A 15415-nucleotide genomic window follows, 5' to 3' on the forward strand; every position below is an offset into this window, starting at 1 on the left:
AGCCCCACCGCTCTCGCTGCTCCCGGGGTGATGGATATTCTCCCGGTATGAAGATCATCATCGGCGTCGCGATCGGGGCACTCTTCGGGGTGGCGACCTCGCTCGTCAACACGCTCTCCTCTCCGTACTTGCCGCTCGGAGCGTCCATCACGGGCACCGTCTTGGCCGGCGCCGCCAAGGTGCTCAGCCTGTTGATGGACTCCGGCTGGGCGTGGGCCGCGCTCGCGGTGGCGACGGGCTGGCTGGCCAGGACATGGGCAAGGGGCGCGCTGACCGGCGCCCTGGCGCTGATAGCGGCCACGGCGGCGTACTACGTGATGGACTCCTCGATCCGAGGCGAACCGCTGGCCTGGTACGAGTCGGAACTGACCTTGTGGTGGGCGGCGAGCGTGCTGTTCGGCACGGCCCTGGGCGCGGTGGGCGCAGCCATCAGGCGCCCGGGGACAGCCGGTCTGCTCGCCGCGCTGACGGTGCCGGTGGGCGCTGCCGCGCAGATGCTCTTGATGCCGCCCCGGCCCCACATGACCCTGACCCCGGGCATCATCCTGGCCGAGGTCATCGTCTGGACGGGCGCCGCGCTCGGTGCCGGCTGGGCGGTCTACCGATTCCGGGCCGAGCGGCGCGCGTAATTCCCAGGCGGTCGTGGCGACGGTCTCGTACGGTGCCGGGATGTTGACTGTACGCGTCATGACGGAAGCCGATGTCCCGGCTGTATCAGCGGTACGCGTGACCGGCTGGCAGGCCGCGTATGCCGGGATCGTGCCCCAGACCTTCCTCGATGCCATGACGGTCGAGGCAGATGCTCAGCAGCCGCCGGCAGCACTTCGCGAGGTCGAAGGAGGGCACGACCACGACCAACCTGGTAGCGGTCGACGCCCATGGGCACGTCGCGGAGTTGGGCCTGCCTCGGGCCCGCGCACGACACCGGAACGAGTACGACCACGGGTGAGCTCTACGCCCTGTACGTTCAGCCCTCACTCATCGGGTCCGGAATCGGCCGCACGCTCCTCGAAGCCGTGCACGCCCGCGCTCATGCCCATGGCCTCGACCTGCTGCTCTTGTGGGTCCTCACCGCCAACGTGACGGCATCGCTCTCGAGCGCGCCGGCTATGTCGCCGACGGCGCTGTCCAGGCCGGCGACTACGACGGAGTGCCCGTATCGAAGTCCGTTACCGGCGCACGCTGTGCAGGCCCACGGCCGCATCCGACGGCGCAGCGTCTTTCACCTTCGTGCGCCACGTCGACGGGCTCCGCCACCACTTCGAACGCGACGGGGAGCGCCATGGCCGCCCCGCCTACCGCCGAGCGGACGGAAACGTCTGGTGTGTCTGGTCGCCGGCCGACGGCTGGCACTGCGAGATCGCCGGCGGCCTCGTCACGGCCCATCCCCTCACCAGCCACGCCGACGAACCCGCACCCCCGGCCACCGTCTGGCGCAGCTTCAAGGGCGACCGGTCCTACCTCTACGACCTCCAGACCCCCGACCCCGACCCCGACCCCGAAGCATGATGCGCCGGACGGTCCGTCAGGGCCGGGGGCCCGGCTTCCGCCCGGCGTCATCGCCCGTACGCATCGACAGCGGCGGGATCCTGCCGAGCACCACGAGCCGGTGGCGTACGGCCATGACGACCACCGCCGTCGCGAGGATGACCACCCCGCCCAGGCGCAGGATCGCATCGTAGGCCTCCTCCGGCGGCCGCTCCGGCGTCATCGCCGAGATCGCCGCCGCCGTCCCGGCCAGGGCGATCGCGCCCAGCGTGACCAGGAACGTCAGCAGCACGCCCGACGCCTCCCCCGCCCTGGCCGGTGCGACGACCTGCTGGGTCGCCACGCTGGAGAAGGTCCAGCCCAGCCCCAGGCCCAGGCCGCACCACGCGAACACCGGCACGTACAGCCACCAGGCGCTGACCTGGGTCAGCGCGTACATCCCCGTGCCCGCGACGGCCCCGGCGAGGGCCATCACCGCGGTCGGCCGCAGGTGCCGGGCCAGCCGCGCCCCCAGCGGCCCGCTGACCGCGACCAGCAGGGCCGGGGCCAGGAACACCGTGCCCGCCAGGAGCGGTGAGAGGCCGCGTACGCCCTGGAGGTAGAGGGTGGCGAGGAAGACGGTGACGCCGTAGCCCATGTTCGAGAGCGAGCCCATCCCGGTCACCAGGACGTACGGGACGTTGCGGAACAGCCGCAGGTCGACCAGCGGGTGCCGGGCCATCCGCTCCGCACCAGGAACAGCCCGCCGGCCCACCGCCACCGCGAAGAAGGCGATACGGGCGCTCGTCCAGCCAGGCGTCCCGCGCTCCACGGCCAGGGTGAGGGCGGCCAGCGAGCACACGATCAGGAAGCACCCCGCGAGGTCGAGCTCGCGCGGCGCCGACGTATCGCGCGAGTCCGGTACGTACACCAGGGCGGCGAGCAGCGAGACCAGGCTCAGCGGCACCATCAGCCAGAAGATCCAGCGCCAGCCGGGCCCCTCGGTGAACCCTCCGCCCACGAAGGGCCCGAGCGCGGTCCCGATGTTGGCGACGCCGAACACGGCGCCCAGAGCCCTGGCACGGGTCTCCTCGGGAAAGGTATTGGTGATCACGGCCACGGACACCGGGAAGACGAACGCCGCGCCCACCCCTTGTGCGATCCGGGCCACGACCAGCAGACCGAGGCCGGGAGCCAGCGCGCAGCACACCTATCCGGCCGCGAACAGGGCGGTCCCGGCCAGCAGGGTGCCCCGCCGTCCGAAGACGTCCCCCACCCGGCCGCCGACGATGAAGAAGCAGCCGATGGCGAGCATGTACGCGGACAGGGTCCACTGCGCGGCCGAGACCGTGACGCCGAGCTCCGCCGCGATACCGGGAAGGGCGAGGTTGAGGGCGAAGAAGTCGAGCTGGATGCAGAACAGGGCGACGGCGACCGCGACGAAGGCCCCCGTCCTCCGCGCGGCCGCCGAGACCCGGCGCACTGAGGGGCGTTCCTCTCAGCCGACGCCGCCGGGACACCCCCGATGGCCGCATGCATGCCCTCGTCCCATTGTGGAGCGGCGGCCGGCCGCAGCCCGGTGGCGAGGCCGTGGACGCATGCGTACGGCTCAGCCCGAGGGGGCGGCGTGGGGCAGTACTCGGCCTCCATGATGCTGGTCGGGGCTCCGCGCTCCAGTCCCCGTTGCGGTTGTAGGCGAGCTGGTGGCGGCCGTCCTCGGTGGTGACGGCCAGGGAGGTCGACCCCACCATGCCTCCGCCGTGGCCCCAGAGCGTTGTGCCGCAGCTCGTCCGGAGCTGTGTGAGGCCGAGTCCGTAGGACATGTCGGAGCGCTCGGGGTGCGGGACGGTCGTTTTCATGGCCTTGAGCTGTTTCGGAGAGAGCAGTTCGCCGCGCATTGAGGCGCTGTAGAACCGGTTCAGGTCGCCGGTGGTGGAGATGATGTCGCCGTCCGCCCGAGCCACTGCGAGCCGTTCATCTCGGTGACGTCGTCGATCCGGTCGGGTGTCTCCTCGAACAGCTTGGAGTAGCTGCGGCTGCTGGGCCGGGGCATGTGGATGCTGTTGCCGGGGTTGGAGGTGGACCTCAGGCCCAGCGGCTTGATGATGCGGTCGCGGACCTCGGCCTCGTACGTCCGCCCGCCCGCCTTCTCGACGATCAGCCCGGCCAGGATGTAGTTGGTGTTGGAGTACGAGAACCGGGCACCGGGCTCGAACAACGGCGCGTGGGAGAGAGCCACCTTCACGTGTTTCCTGGGCGGCAGGGTGTCGTAGCGGTGCTTGAGGTAGCCCTCACCCAGCATGTAGCGTGTCGAGGTACTCCTCGTCGGCCAGGTAGTCGAAGAGACCGGTGGTGTGGTTGAGGAGCTGACGTACGGTGATCCTGCGGCCGTCGTTGCCGTTGCCCCGTACCAGGCCGGGGAGATGGCGCTCCACGGTGTCGTCGAGGCTGAGCTTCTTCTCCGACTCCATCTGGAGCAGGACGGTCGCCACGAACGTCTTGGTGATGCTGCCGACGCGGAACCGGTCGTTCGTGCCGCGCGGCGCGCCGGTCGTCAGGTTGCCGACACCCGACGTCGCCTTCCAGACGCCGTTGGCGTCGCGCACCTGGGCCGTGATGCCGGGGATGCCGGCTTTCACCTCCGCGTCCATCGCGCGCCGGGTCGCCTCGTGCCCTGCCGTCGAGGGGGGCGTCGAGGGCGGTGTCCCGTGGAGGCCTGGGCGGGTACCGCGAAGGCGGTCGCCGCCATCGCGGCCGCCGCGGAGCCACCGCGCCGACCCGTGCGGTCTTCCGCAGCGCCATCCTGTCCAGCTCCTTGCGGTTCTTGGTGCTCCTGGCCGGCGGCGGGCGTACTCGTGCGGCTCCCGTGGAGCCGAGTAGGGCCGCTTTCCGCACGACGAGACCGTTCAAATGATCAGCGGAGGGTTGAGCGAACCCGGGGATTGGCCGATTCACCGGCCCTGTCCCCGCCTGACCGCGCCGGGCTCACTCCTGCGACTCGGCTGCCACGATGCCCAGCAGTCCGAGGGCCGCCTCTCCTCGATGTCGGCCCGGCGCAGGCTCGCCATCCGGCTGTTGCCCCGGTCGACCTGCCGGATCAGCCCGGCCTCGCGCAGGGCGCGGAAGTGGTGCGTGACGGTCGCCTTGGAGACGGGCAGCCCGAAGGAGCTGCAGGTCCGCGCGGCGCCGTCGGGTTCGGCTGCCAGTTCGCGCACCACTCGGCGGCGCAGCGGATCGGCCAGCGCGGAGAGTACGGGGCCGAGCTCGATCTCCTCGACGCTCGGGTGGCCTTCACCATCGGGCATGCGGGACACCTTCCTTCAGGTACGGATTGCATCGTACCTGCGCGTTCGGGTACCGTCCAGTAGGTACGAAATTGGTCGTACCTACTGGGGAGGGAACCCTGCATGTCTCAGCCATTCGCACTCGTCGGCACCGCTCACCCCAAGCCCGAACGCGCCGAGGAGCTGAAGCGGCTTCTGCTCTCGTTCGTCGAACCGACCCGACAGGAGGCCGGCTGCCTCGCGTACCACTTCCACGAAGACCGCAATGAGCCCGGCGTGTTCGTCTTCTACGAGGCCTGGCGCTCCCAGGCCGATCTCGACGCCCACCTTGCCCTCCCCCACATGCGAGCCTTCTGGGAGCGGCGCATGGACTACCTGAAGACCGACTTCGCCATTCACTTCCTCACCATGCACAGCCCCTACCAGTCGGCTGACCACCGGACCGGAGCGGAAGCCCTGACCGGCTGAACCGGAACCCTCCGCATCACGGCAGGGCCCCGCCCCTCGCTAGGCTCCTCCGGCATCATCTGCACCCCGTGCCGGAGGAAGCCGTGGAGATCCGAGAAGCGCAGAAGCTCGCCTGGGCCAACAAGCTCGAGAAGGGTTTCAACACCACCGACGTGCCCCTGGAGTTCGGCCTGCTGACCGCCGAAGTGGGCGAGGCCTTCACCGCCTGGCGCAAGCGCCTGCCGGACTTCGGCGAAGAACTCGCCGATGTCGTGCTCTACGTCGCCGCCCTCGCCGAGATGAATGGCATCGACCTGGCCGCCGAGGTCGAGCAGAAGATCAACAAGAATCAGGCGCGCGCATACGAGCGCGACAGCCGGGGCGTCCTCATCCGGGTGCGCGAAGCGGGCGAGTGACGCACCGAAGTCGTCGATGGCGGAGAAGTATTCGCACGCCGGAATCGTTTCCGCAAGCGCATGCGAAGGAACGGCGAGGCCGGCTGTTACAGATTCCTGCACTCGTTCGGCGCAGGGACGAATCGGGCGGTCGAGGCCGGGCTTCCGGTGCCGGATGCCCCTGCTCGCAGGCGCCCCACGGGCTCGCGTCGAACTACTGCCCCTGAGGCGTCAACGCGGCTTTGACGGTTGTCCGATACAAGGGAGAGTTACGGACATATCCGGATTGCGCAACACGGGACGAATAGGCAACATTCAGGGGCGATTGGGCGCCAAAGTATGGCTCCTCGGCAGGATGCCGGGAATCGTTCCGAGCCCGCCGGCTTGCACGAGGCCGGGCCGGGCCGTCTGTTGAAGTTGAAGGGGTCATGTTCATGTCTGCTTCTCTCGCCACCCGCCGTGCTTTCGCCGCACTCCTGGCCGCCGGCACCCTGATCGGCGCGGCCGCTCTGCCGGCCGCCGCCGACGACCACCGGCGCGACCACCGCAGCCCTCACTCCTCGATCGTCATCGGCGGCGTCCAGTCCGACGGCCCCGGCCGCAGCAACGACCGCTCCAACCGCGCCCTGAACGGGGAGTGGGTCGAGGTGAAGAACACCGGCCGCCACTCCGTCAACCTGCGCGGCTTCACCCTCACCGACCGTGACGGCAACCGCTACCGCTTCAACGACTTCCGCCTGGACGGCCGTTCCAGCGTCAGGGTCCACACCGGCAAGGGCCGCGACTCCCGCCACGACGTCTACCAGGACCGCCGCCAGCAGGTGTGGGACGAGCGCGACAGCGCCACCCTCCGCGACAACCGCGGCAAGGTCATCGACACCGAATCCTGGAACCGCCGCGGACACCAGCACCGCGGCTGATCCTGACCGGCGGCCACTCCCCCAGGGGCAGTGAGCCGCCGGCCACCGAGGACGGCGTGCCACGGCTAACCAGCCGCGGCACGCCATGCCCATGCCCGCGGCGCAGTTCTTGGGCGCGGCGCGGTGGCGGACACTGCATGACGTGCCCGCTCACGCTCGTCCGCGACGCCGTCTCCTTCTGACGGGCCGACCTCCCGGCTCGCCCGATCCGTCCAACCCGCCCGAGGATGACCCTGAGGCGACCACGACTCTGCTCCATCGCCGGCCCCGTCTCGAAGACGTCGCCTACGCCGCAGCCTTCCTGACCTCCGACCGCGCGCCGACCATGACCGCCACAGAGGTCAATATCACCGGCGGTGCCGTCGTCGACTGAACGCACTCGCCGAGCTGTCCCCGTCTCACATCGGCACGAGGGTCTCACGCGATGTGGCGCTCAGTCGGATTGCCCAGCTCCGTGCTCGCGGGGGGCCTTCCCCTGGCCGGGGAGTTCAGCGAACGCATCCGCATGACCACCGCCATCGGTGATGCAGTTGACACTGCATCCCCGACAGGGTGCTCGCTCTCGATGATGAAGTGAGGCCCCACCAGCGATCAGACCGGTTCCTCGTCAGTCAGCGAAGGCATCGAGCGTGGACGCAGGACCATGAGCGAGCCTTCCGACGTCGCCACCATGGCGAAGGGGAACCGGTCGACCTCAAGACAGAGCGCAACGTCATCAGCATGGACTCCTTGGCGCACCCCCTCCGCCAGTTCGGCGGCGGCGCGCGACTCAGCAGCGCGGCGGAGGTACTCGGCAGCATCCGTCCCGGCCTCGGTCGCTCTCCGAGCGATGTACTGAGCACACGCCAGATCTTCATCGGCCTGCCCATTTTCGCCGGTCACCACGAACGTGACACTGTCACTCTCGCGCGTCCGCAAGAGCCCAGCCGTTGCCCCCGCCACCACGAAACTCGCGCACAGCACCAGCGACGCCTCCTTCACCGCAAGGGCGCCCACCGTCCCCGCCGTGGTTTTCTGCACGACGGTCCGTCCGCCAAGGTCAATGGACCGCAGCAGACCCGGGGAGTTGACGGTGTCGAACCCGGGCGCGGGCGGACCGTCCTTGAGCGCCACCCAATCCGGGTGGCGGGCCTTGAGCGCCAGGGCTTCGTCCAGCGACTCAGCGAGAACGATCTTTTCCGCCCCCTGGGCAAAGGCCCAGGCAGCCACGGTGAAAGCACGCATGACGTCGACTACGACCGCCACGGACGGGACTTCGACCAGATCAGGGATGCCAAGGAAACGAGTGTCCATTCCGGTCATGATCGCGCATGCCCGACCCAAGGCACCCGGAGAGTGATACGCGTGACATCGAGGGCTCGGGACGCTGCCGCCAGCCAAGCCGCCTGCCGCCTGCCGCCTGCCGCCTGCCGCCGACGTACAACGGTCGAAGTCGACTGACCGGCACCATCATGCCCAGGTGTGTTCTGTCGCCTGGCGGTCACGTACGTTCGCGGGAACAGAGTCGGAGCTGTCTGTCATACCGCCCACCATGCCCGCACCCCTTCAGAAGCGCCAGAAGTCAAAGAACGAGCTCAGAGTGCCCCCCAGCTGTCCGGCCGGGTCCCGTCGATGTCGGTGAACCCGTATTCCCTCGCGAGTTCCGCGACGGTGACCGACCGCTGGTTCCACCGGGCGCGATGCGGGTCCGCGGCCAGGGCCGCGACGGCGCGGCCCACGTACCGCGGTGACTCCGACTGCGCGAAGCCTTCCGGTGCGGTCGGGTGGCCGTCGCTCCTGTCGGGGCACAGCGCGTCGCGCCAGTTGGCCTCCGTGACGCCGAAGTTGTCGAGCATCATCTCCGAGCGGAGCCATCCCGGGGTGATCGCGACCGCGGTGGCTTCCGCGTGCGGGTGCAGCTCGTGCCCCTGGGAGAAGGCCAGCCGGTTCACGGCGGCTTTGGCCAGGTCGTAGAAGACCGAGATCCGGTACCACGACGCGTTGATCTCGGTCGTCCCGTCCGTCACCTCGACGAGCAGGCCGCCGGGCTCCTCGATCAGCAGGGGCAGCAGGTGATGGGAGGTGATCAGGTGCGTGTCGACGGCGAGTCGCAGGATCCGCAGGCCGTCGTCGAGATCGTGCTCCCACAGCGGCGTGTTCCACTGTGCGGGGCCGCCCTTGAGGAGTTCGGCCCCCCAGATGTCGTTGACCAGGACGTCGATGCGGCCGTGCTCGTCGCGGATCCGTGCAGCCAGACGGCGGACCTGTTCGGGGTCGAGATGGTCGACCTGGACGGCGATCCCCGTTCCGCCGAGCCGCGTGACCAGGTCCGCGGTCTCCTCGATCGTCTCCGCACGGTCGTAGTCCGACGCCGTCCTGCCGCTCACGCTGCTCCGCCCGGTGCAGATCACCGTCGCCCCCGACTCCCCCAGCGCGGTGGCGAAGCCACGCCCCGCACCCCGGGTCGCTCCCGCCACGACGGCAACGTGTCCACGCAACGCGTCGGGATCCGGTGACCACACCATGGTTCGACTATCCCACCGGCCGGCGGCACCTGTCCCGGAGGCGGCGCCGCATCGGTCCCGCTGCTCTCACTCCGTACGGCGGCCGTCGCCGGGCCCGGGGGGTGAGGTGTCGGAGTCGTGGTGCCAGTGCAGTTCGCCCGTGCCCAGGCGGATCGTGAGACGGGGTTGCATGGGCTCGTCGTCACGGCGTGAGACCACCACGATCTCCTGCACCTGCGCCGACAGGCTGCCCAGGCGGGCGGCGCACTCCGTGGCCAGGCGACGCGGATCGTGGGTGCGCCCCAGCGACAAGTGCGGCGTGAACGACGGGAACCGGCCGCGGCATCGGGGGAAGGGCTCCGCCAGGGCGCCCTGGAGGGCTGTCCACGGGGCCAGGCCGGCCGCGGCGGGGTCCAGCCACACGGTGGCGTAGCTGCGGTGCCGGAACGCGCACTCCGCTGAGGCGGATGGAGAAGGGCTCGATGTCGGTGGCAGCGGCGGCCAGCAGTGGGGCCGCCCCGTCGAAGTCGGCCTCCGGGACGAAGCCGAAGATCAGGTTCACGTGCGGAGGCCAGCGTCCGGATCTGGGGGTCGTGCTCGGCGCGGATGTCCTGGATGGGGGGCCACAGTCCGGCCGGAGGCAGCCACACGACGGCGGTCCGAGGTGTGGGAGCCACCTCGAGGAACCCTGGGACGCCGGCTCCGCCACCGGCGGTCGGGAACGCGTTCACATGGCCATGATGCCCCTGCACGCCGGCCGGGCGGCTGTGCCGGGGCCGAGGCCGTGAGCCGGGGTGGCCGGGGACGACCTCGCAGGGTCCGGGGCGGGCCCTGAAACTCCAGCCCGCCCCGCCCTGCGCTGTGCCGCAGGCTCAGCGGAACAGCATGGACGCGTCCCCGGCCGGGGTGGCGACGGAGCCCGGGCACAGGAAACTGCCCGAGGTCTTGGCGGCGGTGAAGGCCCGGTTGACGTACTTCCGGCTCACTCCGTCGCGGTCCCACACGATGTTCGTCGCCTTGTAGCGACAGGAGATGAAGCTCTGCCGGCCGGTGATGTCGATCAGGTCGGTCCGCGCCGTGCCGGCCGCGTCGTCGAAGGTGAAGGCGGGGTTGTTGTTGAGGAGGCGGCGATGCCGCCGCCGCTGAGCGCAGGTTGCCTCCCGGAGCGTTGATCGTGGTGCGGTCGACGGTAAGGGGAGGCAGGGCGGCGACGCTGGTGCTCGCGTTGGTCCAGCTGCAGCTGTTGCCGGCGACCACGATCACGCCGTCGACCTTCTGGTCGGCGGCCGCGGCGCCGGGGCTGTGCGCGAGGGCGGTGCCGGTACCGGTGAAGGCCGCCGCGACGAGCAGCGTCGCGATGCCGGCGATGCGCGAGACGCGGGTGCCATGGGTCCGGCGGCTGGTGGTGGTCCTGCTGCTCCTGTGCACGATGTGCTTCATGATTCGCTCCTCCATGCCACGTACTGGTGGGGGTGGGCGAGGCGCTGGGCCTCTCAGAGGGTGCGGGAGTGCGTGCCGGGAGGGTCCCACAGCCACCTCTAAGTGTCAGGAGCATGTCAGCTGCGTGCCGAGAATTGGCTGGAATTACCGGTCGGTACGAGTCCGCGCGGGGAGCCGACCAGCCAGGAGTCGGCTTCCCTCGCGGAGCGGGGCAATGGCGCGATCCGCCTCTTGCCGCGCTCAGCCGGCGGCCGGGGCCGGGGCCGGGGAGGTCTTGCGCAGGACGCCTATCTTGTCGATGCGGTGCTCGGGGTTGCCCTGGGCGTCGCTCCAGAAGTTGCCCTCGGCGTGGTCCTCCGGTGTGGCGCAGGTCGAGATCGTGATCATGGCCTGGGTGGGGGCCACCCCGGGCTTCCCGGGCACTGCCGCGCGCTGTTCGCTCAGCGAGCGCTCCGACCGGAAGGACGTCTTGCGGGTCGCGACGATCTCGTAGGTGTACTCCACCGCACCCACGGTCACGCGGACCGTGTCGCCCTTGTCCACCGCGGGCAGGTCGCGCAGCGGACCGCCCGCCGACAGGCGGTGCGCGGTGACCAGGAAGTTGCCCACCTGACCGGGTCCGGCTCCGCCCCGCTTCCCGTACGGGCTCGCCGCCACGCCGCGGTCCTGGATGCGGGTTCCCGCGACGTCGTCGGTGGTGCCCTCGTACGGCTCCACGCTCAGTCCGGAGATGCCCGCAGAGGGTATGGACAGCACCGAGGCCTGGGTCCGGAGGTCGACGCCCGGGTCCGCGGCCGCCGGGGCGGAGGGAGTGGTGCTGGGAGCGGAGGCGGGCGCCCGGGCAGGCGTGGACGCCGCGGAGGCCGCGGGCGGGGCGGCCGGAGACGAGGCGGGTACCGCCGCCGTCTGCGATCGTGCCGCGGCACCGGCGGCGGCCGAGGGCGCGCACGCCACCAGCAGGGCGGTCACGGCGCCGGCCAGTACGGCGGGCAGGGCACGGGACGGGAGCGGCAATGACATGGGCGTTTTCCGTGTCGGTCGGTCGTCCGGGTCGCGTGGCAGGCGGGTGACCCGATTCACCACGGCCCAGAGTGACATACGGAGCAAGAGGTCCATAAGGGTCCCGCCCTGTGACCTCCCTCCCCCGACCGGGCACCACGCCGGTTACGTCCTGGAGTCGGCCGCGACGTGAGGGTGGCCCGCGAGGCGGCGGGCTTCGGCAGTGACCGCAGCACTGACCTCATCCACGGCTCCCGTCGCCGTATTCGGCTTCGAGCATGCCGTACTCGTCGTCGAGTTCGACGAGCCGTGCGGTCAGAGCCAGGTCGTGTCCATTGCCGGTGGTGGATACGGTGCGTGAGGTCCCAGGGCTCCAGCTCGCCGGCCAGCATGCGGCGTGCGAGCGCTCGCACGGCGGCTTCCTCGGCGGCTTCGCTGCCGGCCGGAAGGAGGGTGAGGCCGAGCTCGTCGAGCGCGGGGGAAGCCGATCGTGCACGTCATAGTCCGCCTCGGCGCGCGTGCAGGCGGCCAGGATGCGAAGAGCGGGGCTGTCGAGTCCGGCGACGAGCGCATCGCAGGCGGCGCTGACGACATCGGTCGCACAGCCTTCGCCCACGCGCCAGAGGGAGGCATGGTCCTGCAGGGCGCTTGCCGCTGATTCGGTGGGGGTCACCCGTTCATGATCCGGGTTTAGGGCGTCCCGGTCCAGGAGTTTTCACCAAAACTGCTGGTCAGCTGCCTGGCGGCTGGGTGTCACAGGCCGAGGCTCATGGCCAGGCGAGGTGAGCTCGGCGGTGGTGTGGACGTTCAGCTTGGCGCGGATGCGGCGGAGGTAGGCGTCGACGGTGTGCTTGGAGAGTCCCATCTGGCGGGCCGTCTGCAGGTAGGTGTGACCTGCGGCGATGTATCCCAGGGCCTCCTGCTCGCGCGGGGCCAGTGCCACTGCGGGGGCCTGCGTCTGGGTCTGGGTCTGCGGCATCGTGAGGGTGAGGCTCATGGGATTTCCTCCGCCGGATCGGCTCGGTCATCGCTGCTCACGGCTTCGGAAGCAGAGGGCTTAATGCCCTGGTTTGTTCCTGTATGAAGAGCTTGGCCGGGCGACTTCGCGAGCGTGTCCGCCGACTGTCACAGGCGTGTGACAGGCCACGAGCGCCGGGCAGGCGTCAGCTGCGACCGCGGTGCTGTGCTGATCAGCCGCTGAAGGAGCCGTGGCGGCCGGCTCCGGCGGCGAATCGGTCGGCGCCCGCCTGGGTCTCCCCCGCCGTGAGCGGAACGAGGCCGTGGCGGTACTCGACGGCCAGGGCCTCCTGCTCGGTCAGGCCGTGCTGCTCCCGTACGGAGAGCCGGTCGTGCCGCAGGCACACCTGCGGGAACCCGGCGATCTCGTGGGCCAGTCGCTCCGCCGCGCCGCGGGCTTCCCCGGGCGGCACGAGGCGGTTGACTGAGGCCGATCTCGTACGCCTCGGTTGCGGCCACCGGGCGGCCGGTGAGGATCAGGTCCATCCGCGCGGCTCTCGCCGATCAGGCGCGGCAGCCGCACCGTACCGCCGTCGATCAGCGGCACGCCCCAGCGGCGGCAGAACACGCCGAAGGTCGCGTCCTCCTCGGCCACCCTCAGGTCGCACCACAGGGCCAGTTCGAGTCCGCCCGCCACGGCGTGGCCGCTGACCGCGGCGATCACCGGTTTGGTCAGGCTCATCCGCGTGGGGCCCATCGGCCCGTCGCCCTGGGCGAGCACCTGGTTGCCGCGGTCGGTACCGACGGCCTTGAGGTCCGCGCCCGCGCAGAACGTACCGCCCTCGCCCCACAGCGCGGCGACGGCCGCACTCTCGTCCTCCTCGAACGCACGGAAAGAATCGGCGAGTTGGGCCGCCGTCGGGCCATCGACCGCGTTGCGGACCCCGGGGCGGCTCCAGGATCACCGTACGGACGGGGCCGTCTCCTTCGATCCGCACGGCAGGCGGATCGACGGGCGTCGTCCCGGGCGTTTCAGAGGTCGTGGCCACAGCGGAACTCCATGGGTCCAGTGGTGCTGCCGGATGCGCAGGGGTACGAACGGGGTGCGAACGACCACTCTGTAGCACTTGCGGCGGCGGCACCAGAAGCTGCGGAGCCACGCCTCGCCGGTCCTGCGCTCCGGACCGCCCACGTCCGGATCGGCACGGTCGTCCAGTGGCGCATGTACCTGGACACCCCGGAAGTCCGCGAGCAACTGTCGGTCCAGGACGGCCAGGAGCACGAGAGGCACCCGCCCTCCCGCGGGCCGTGGGGATTACGCGTCGACGGGCCCGCGGGCTGCGGCCGGGTCGAGGGAGTCGATGTCCTCCATGAAGCTCAGCATCCGGGCGTTGACCAGGTCGGGGTGGTCGATCTGCGGTCCGTGCCCGGTCGCGGCGACGATCTCGGCGCGGGCGCCCGGGATCAGGCGCGGTACGCGTTCCAGCTGCCGCTGCGGGTGGACGAGCAGGCTGCGCTTGCCCATGATCAGGTAGAACGGCGTTCGGATGGAGCCCAGTTCCGCGTCCGAGAGCGGCAGCGGGGCGGGGCGGCGGATCCGGAAGGCCTTCACGCTGGCCTGGATCATCGCGCGGAGCTCGGGGACGACGATCACCGGCTGCTCCAGCCACTTGGCGAGGCGGGGGCGCCACGCCTTGGGGGCGTAGGTGGCGAAGAGGCTGGCGAAGATCCATACGAAGAAGCGCAGGCCGACCTTCTCCAGACCGCCCGGGTCGAGGGCGGTGACCGAGGCGAGCCGCCCGGGTCGAAGGTGGGCCTGGTTGATGACCAGCCAGCCGCCGTACGAGGAGCCGACGAGGTGGACATTGTCGAGGCCCAGCGCGTCGAGGGCCTCGTCCATCCACTGGGCCGCGCGCTCGGGCTGCCACATCGGTTCGCGCTGGACGCTGCGGCCCGGGGTCGCCGGGGGGTGTCGAGGGCGTAGACGGGGCGCTCGGCGCTGAGGGCAAGGGTGTTGGGGTACCACTGGGCGGAGCAGCCTCCCGAACCGTGTATCAGGACCACGGGCGTGCGTGACTCGGCTGCCGGGTCGGCGGGGCCGTACCGGTAGACGTGCGTGGTGCCGAAGCTCGTCTCGACGTCCGTCTCGGAGCGGGCGGGCGCGCCCAACGCGTAGAGCGCGTCGCAGGCGGCGAAGTACCGGTCGCGCAAGGTGTCGTTCACGTAGCGGCCGATGTCGCGGCGCGCGCGGGTTCGGGTCGTGTTCTCGGGCACGGGGCACCTCCGGGAAGATCCGTTCTTCGTAATACGAACGTACCATAAAAATGGTACGGCGGTATCATGAAAGAGTCCGGCGAGACCGGACCGCGAACGCACCACCGACGGGCGGAGACACGACACATGCCAAAGCGCGTGGACCACGAGGAGCGGCGAACGCAGATCGCCGAGGCGCTCATCCGGGTCGCCGGACGGCGCGGACTGCACGCGGTCGGCATGCGTGACGTGGCAGCCGAGGCCGGAGTGTCACTCCGGCTCGTGCAGTACTACTTCCAGACCAAGGAAAGACTTCTCTTCTACGGGCTCCAGCACCTGACCGACCGCTTCACCGCACGTGTGGGCGCCCGCCTCCGCGCCGCAGGCCGACCCGGCCGCGCGCGCGACCATCGAGCGTGCTGCTGGCCTCTCTCCCCACCGACGAGGAGAGCCGGACCTTCCACCTCCTCTACAGCTCCTACTCCATCCTGTCCGTGACCGACGAGGCCCTGGCCGCGCAGCCCTTCATCGACAACCCGGACGCCGCGGAGAACGCCGTGGCCGGCCTCATCGAGCAGGCGCAGGAGGCCGGACTCGCCGACCCCGACGCCGACGCGCGCACCGAGGCGATCAGCCTGCTCGCCATGACGGCGACCATGGGCACCAGCATCCTCGTGGGCCAGCGGGGGCCGGAGTCGGCCGTCGCGGTGCTCCACCACCACCTCGACCGGATCTTCACCACAGCCGGCCTGACCGCCGCGCCGTAGCGG

Annotated in this window: 12 protein-coding genes and 7 pseudogenes; 7 read left to right on the top strand and 12 right to left on the bottom strand. The window is 70.5% G+C overall.

Translation table 11 applies throughout. The features are described from left to right. The first annotated feature begins 47 nt into the window (after positions 1 to 47). From OG534_RS00550 to OG534_RS00560, 3 genes and pseudogenes are all read left to right on the top strand, one after another. Positions 48 to 629 (top strand): hypothetical protein, encoded by a 582-nt coding sequence (locus tag OG534_RS00550; protein ID WP_326586089.1) that lies wholly within the window; start codon positions 48 to 50, stop codon positions 627 to 629. A gap of 249 nt (positions 630 to 878) precedes the next feature. Further along, positions 879 to 1028, top strand: a pseudogene (locus OG534_RS00555) (GNAT family N-acetyltransferase); the annotation flags it as partial. Between the two features lie 202 nt (positions 1029 to 1230). Next, positions 1231 to 1509: a hypothetical protein gene (locus OG534_RS00560; protein WP_326586090.1), complete on the top strand. Its 279-nt coding sequence runs from the start codon at positions 1231 to 1233 to the stop codon at positions 1507 to 1509. Positions 1510 to 1525: 16 nt separating this feature from the next. Here the strand turns inward: OG534_RS00560 and OG534_RS00565 are convergent. The 3 genes and pseudogenes from OG534_RS00565 to OG534_RS00580 form a co-directional block, all read right to left on the bottom strand. Beyond that, positions 1526 to 2950 (bottom strand): annotated as a pseudogene (locus OG534_RS00565) (MFS transporter). 149 nt (positions 2951 to 3099) lie between these two features. Beyond that, positions 3100 to 4216 (bottom strand): annotated as a pseudogene (locus tag OG534_RS38560) (serine hydrolase domain-containing protein); the annotation flags it as partial. Between the two features lie 202 nt (positions 4217 to 4418). Next, positions 4419 to 4772 (bottom strand): ArsR/SmtB family transcription factor, encoded by a 354-nt coding sequence (locus OG534_RS00580; protein WP_442807014.1) that lies wholly within the window; start codon positions 4770 to 4772, stop codon positions 4419 to 4421. 102 nt (positions 4773 to 4874) lie between these two features. Here OG534_RS00580 and OG534_RS00585 point away from each other — a divergent pair, with 102 nt between their 5' ends. From OG534_RS00585 to OG534_RS00595, 3 genes are all read left to right on the top strand, one after another. Next, positions 4875 to 5219, top strand: coding sequence for a putative quinol monooxygenase (locus tag OG534_RS00585; protein WP_326586093.1), 345 nt, complete (start codon positions 4875 to 4877; stop codon positions 5217 to 5219). Between the two features lie 68 nt (positions 5220 to 5287). Next, complete coding sequence (locus OG534_RS00590; protein WP_326586094.1) at positions 5288 to 5614, top strand: MazG nucleotide pyrophosphohydrolase domain-containing protein; 327 nt, start codon at positions 5288 to 5290, stop codon at positions 5612 to 5614. Between the two features lie 407 nt (positions 5615 to 6021). After that, on the top strand, positions 6022 to 6513 hold the full coding sequence (locus OG534_RS00595) for a lamin tail domain-containing protein (protein ID WP_326586095.1): 492 nt from the start codon (positions 6022 to 6024) through the stop codon (positions 6511 to 6513). 591 nt (positions 6514 to 7104) lie between these two features. Here the strand turns inward: OG534_RS00595 and OG534_RS00600 are convergent. From OG534_RS00600 to OG534_RS00640, 9 genes and pseudogenes are all read right to left on the bottom strand, one after another. Beyond that, entirely contained in the window at positions 7105 to 7806 is a 702-nt protein-coding gene (locus tag OG534_RS00600; RefSeq protein WP_326586096.1) for a 2-phosphosulfolactate phosphatase, read from the bottom strand. Positions 7807 to 8087: 281 nt separating this feature from the next. Continuing rightward, a complete protein-coding gene (locus OG534_RS00605; RefSeq protein WP_326586097.1) occupies positions 8088 to 9017 on the bottom strand; it encodes an SDR family oxidoreductase in 930 nt (309 codons plus the stop codon). 66 nt (positions 9018 to 9083) lie between these two features. Further along, a pseudogene (locus tag OG534_RS00610) lies at positions 9084 to 9705 on the bottom strand (2'-5' RNA ligase family protein). Positions 9706 to 9868: 163 nt separating this feature from the next. Then, positions 9869 to 10000, bottom strand: a complete 132-nt coding sequence (locus tag OG534_RS00615; RefSeq protein WP_326586098.1) for a hypothetical protein — start codon at positions 9998 to 10000, stop codon at positions 9869 to 9871. Positions 10001 to 10676: 676 nt separating this feature from the next. Continuing rightward, a complete protein-coding gene (locus OG534_RS00620; RefSeq protein WP_326586099.1) occupies positions 10677 to 11456 on the bottom strand; it encodes a class E sortase in 780 nt (259 codons plus the stop codon). A 220-nt stretch (positions 11457 to 11676) separates the two neighbouring features. After that, positions 11677 to 12108 carry a hypothetical protein gene (locus tag OG534_RS00625; RefSeq protein WP_326586100.1) on the bottom strand — a complete coding sequence of 144 codons (432 nt, stop codon included), beginning with the start codon at positions 12106 to 12108 and terminating at the stop codon, positions 11677 to 11679. A gap of 42 nt (positions 12109 to 12150) precedes the next feature. Continuing rightward, positions 12151 to 12432: a response regulator transcription factor gene (locus OG534_RS00630; protein ID WP_326586101.1), complete on the bottom strand. Its 282-nt coding sequence runs from the start codon at positions 12430 to 12432 to the stop codon at positions 12151 to 12153. Positions 12433 to 12625: 193 nt separating this feature from the next. Further along, positions 12626 to 13390: pseudogene (locus OG534_RS00635) on the bottom strand (crotonase/enoyl-CoA hydratase family protein). 317 nt (positions 13391 to 13707) lie between these two features. Next, positions 13708 to 14666 (bottom strand): annotated as a pseudogene (locus OG534_RS00640) (alpha/beta fold hydrolase). 126 nt (positions 14667 to 14792) lie between these two features. Between OG534_RS00640 and OG534_RS00645 the strand changes: the two are divergent. Then, positions 14793 to 15412: pseudogene (locus OG534_RS00645) on the top strand (TetR/AcrR family transcriptional regulator). Positions 15413 to 15415: the final 3 nt, after the last annotated feature.

Source organism: Streptomyces sp. NBC_01294, from assembly GCF_035917235.1.
GTDB lineage: Bacteria > Actinomycetota > Actinomycetes > Streptomycetales > Streptomycetaceae > Streptomyces > Streptomyces caledonius.

Bases quoted from the DNA above. Each gene is read 5' to 3' on its own strand.
- OG534_RS00550 (WP_326586089.1), top strand. From the start codon at position 48: ATGAAGATCATCATCGGCGTCGCGATCGGGGCACTCTTCGGGGTGGCG.
- OG534_RS00580 (WP_442807014.1), bottom strand. From the start codon at position 4,772: ATGCCCGATGGTGAAGGCCACCCGAGCGTCGAGGAGATCGAGCTCGGC.
- OG534_RS00585 (WP_326586093.1), top strand. From the start codon at position 4,875: ATGTCTCAGCCATTCGCACTCGTCGGCACCGCTCACCCCAAGCCCGAA.
- OG534_RS00595 (WP_326586095.1), top strand. From the start codon at position 6,022: ATGTTCATGTCTGCTTCTCTCGCCACCCGCCGTGCTTTCGCCGCACTC.
- OG534_RS00600 (WP_326586096.1), bottom strand. From the start codon at position 7,806: ATGGACACTCGTTTCCTTGGCATCCCTGATCTGGTCGAAGTCCCGTCC.
- OG534_RS00605 (WP_326586097.1), bottom strand. From the start codon at position 9,017: ATGGTGTGGTCACCGGATCCCGACGCGTTGCGTGGACACGTTGCCGTC.
- OG534_RS00620 (WP_326586099.1), bottom strand. From the start codon at position 11,456: ATGTCATTGCCGCTCCCGTCCCGTGCCCTGCCCGCCGTACTGGCCGGC.
- OG534_RS00630 (WP_326586101.1), bottom strand. From the start codon at position 12,432: ATGAGCCTCACCCTCACGATGCCGCAGACCCAGACCCAGACGCAGGCC.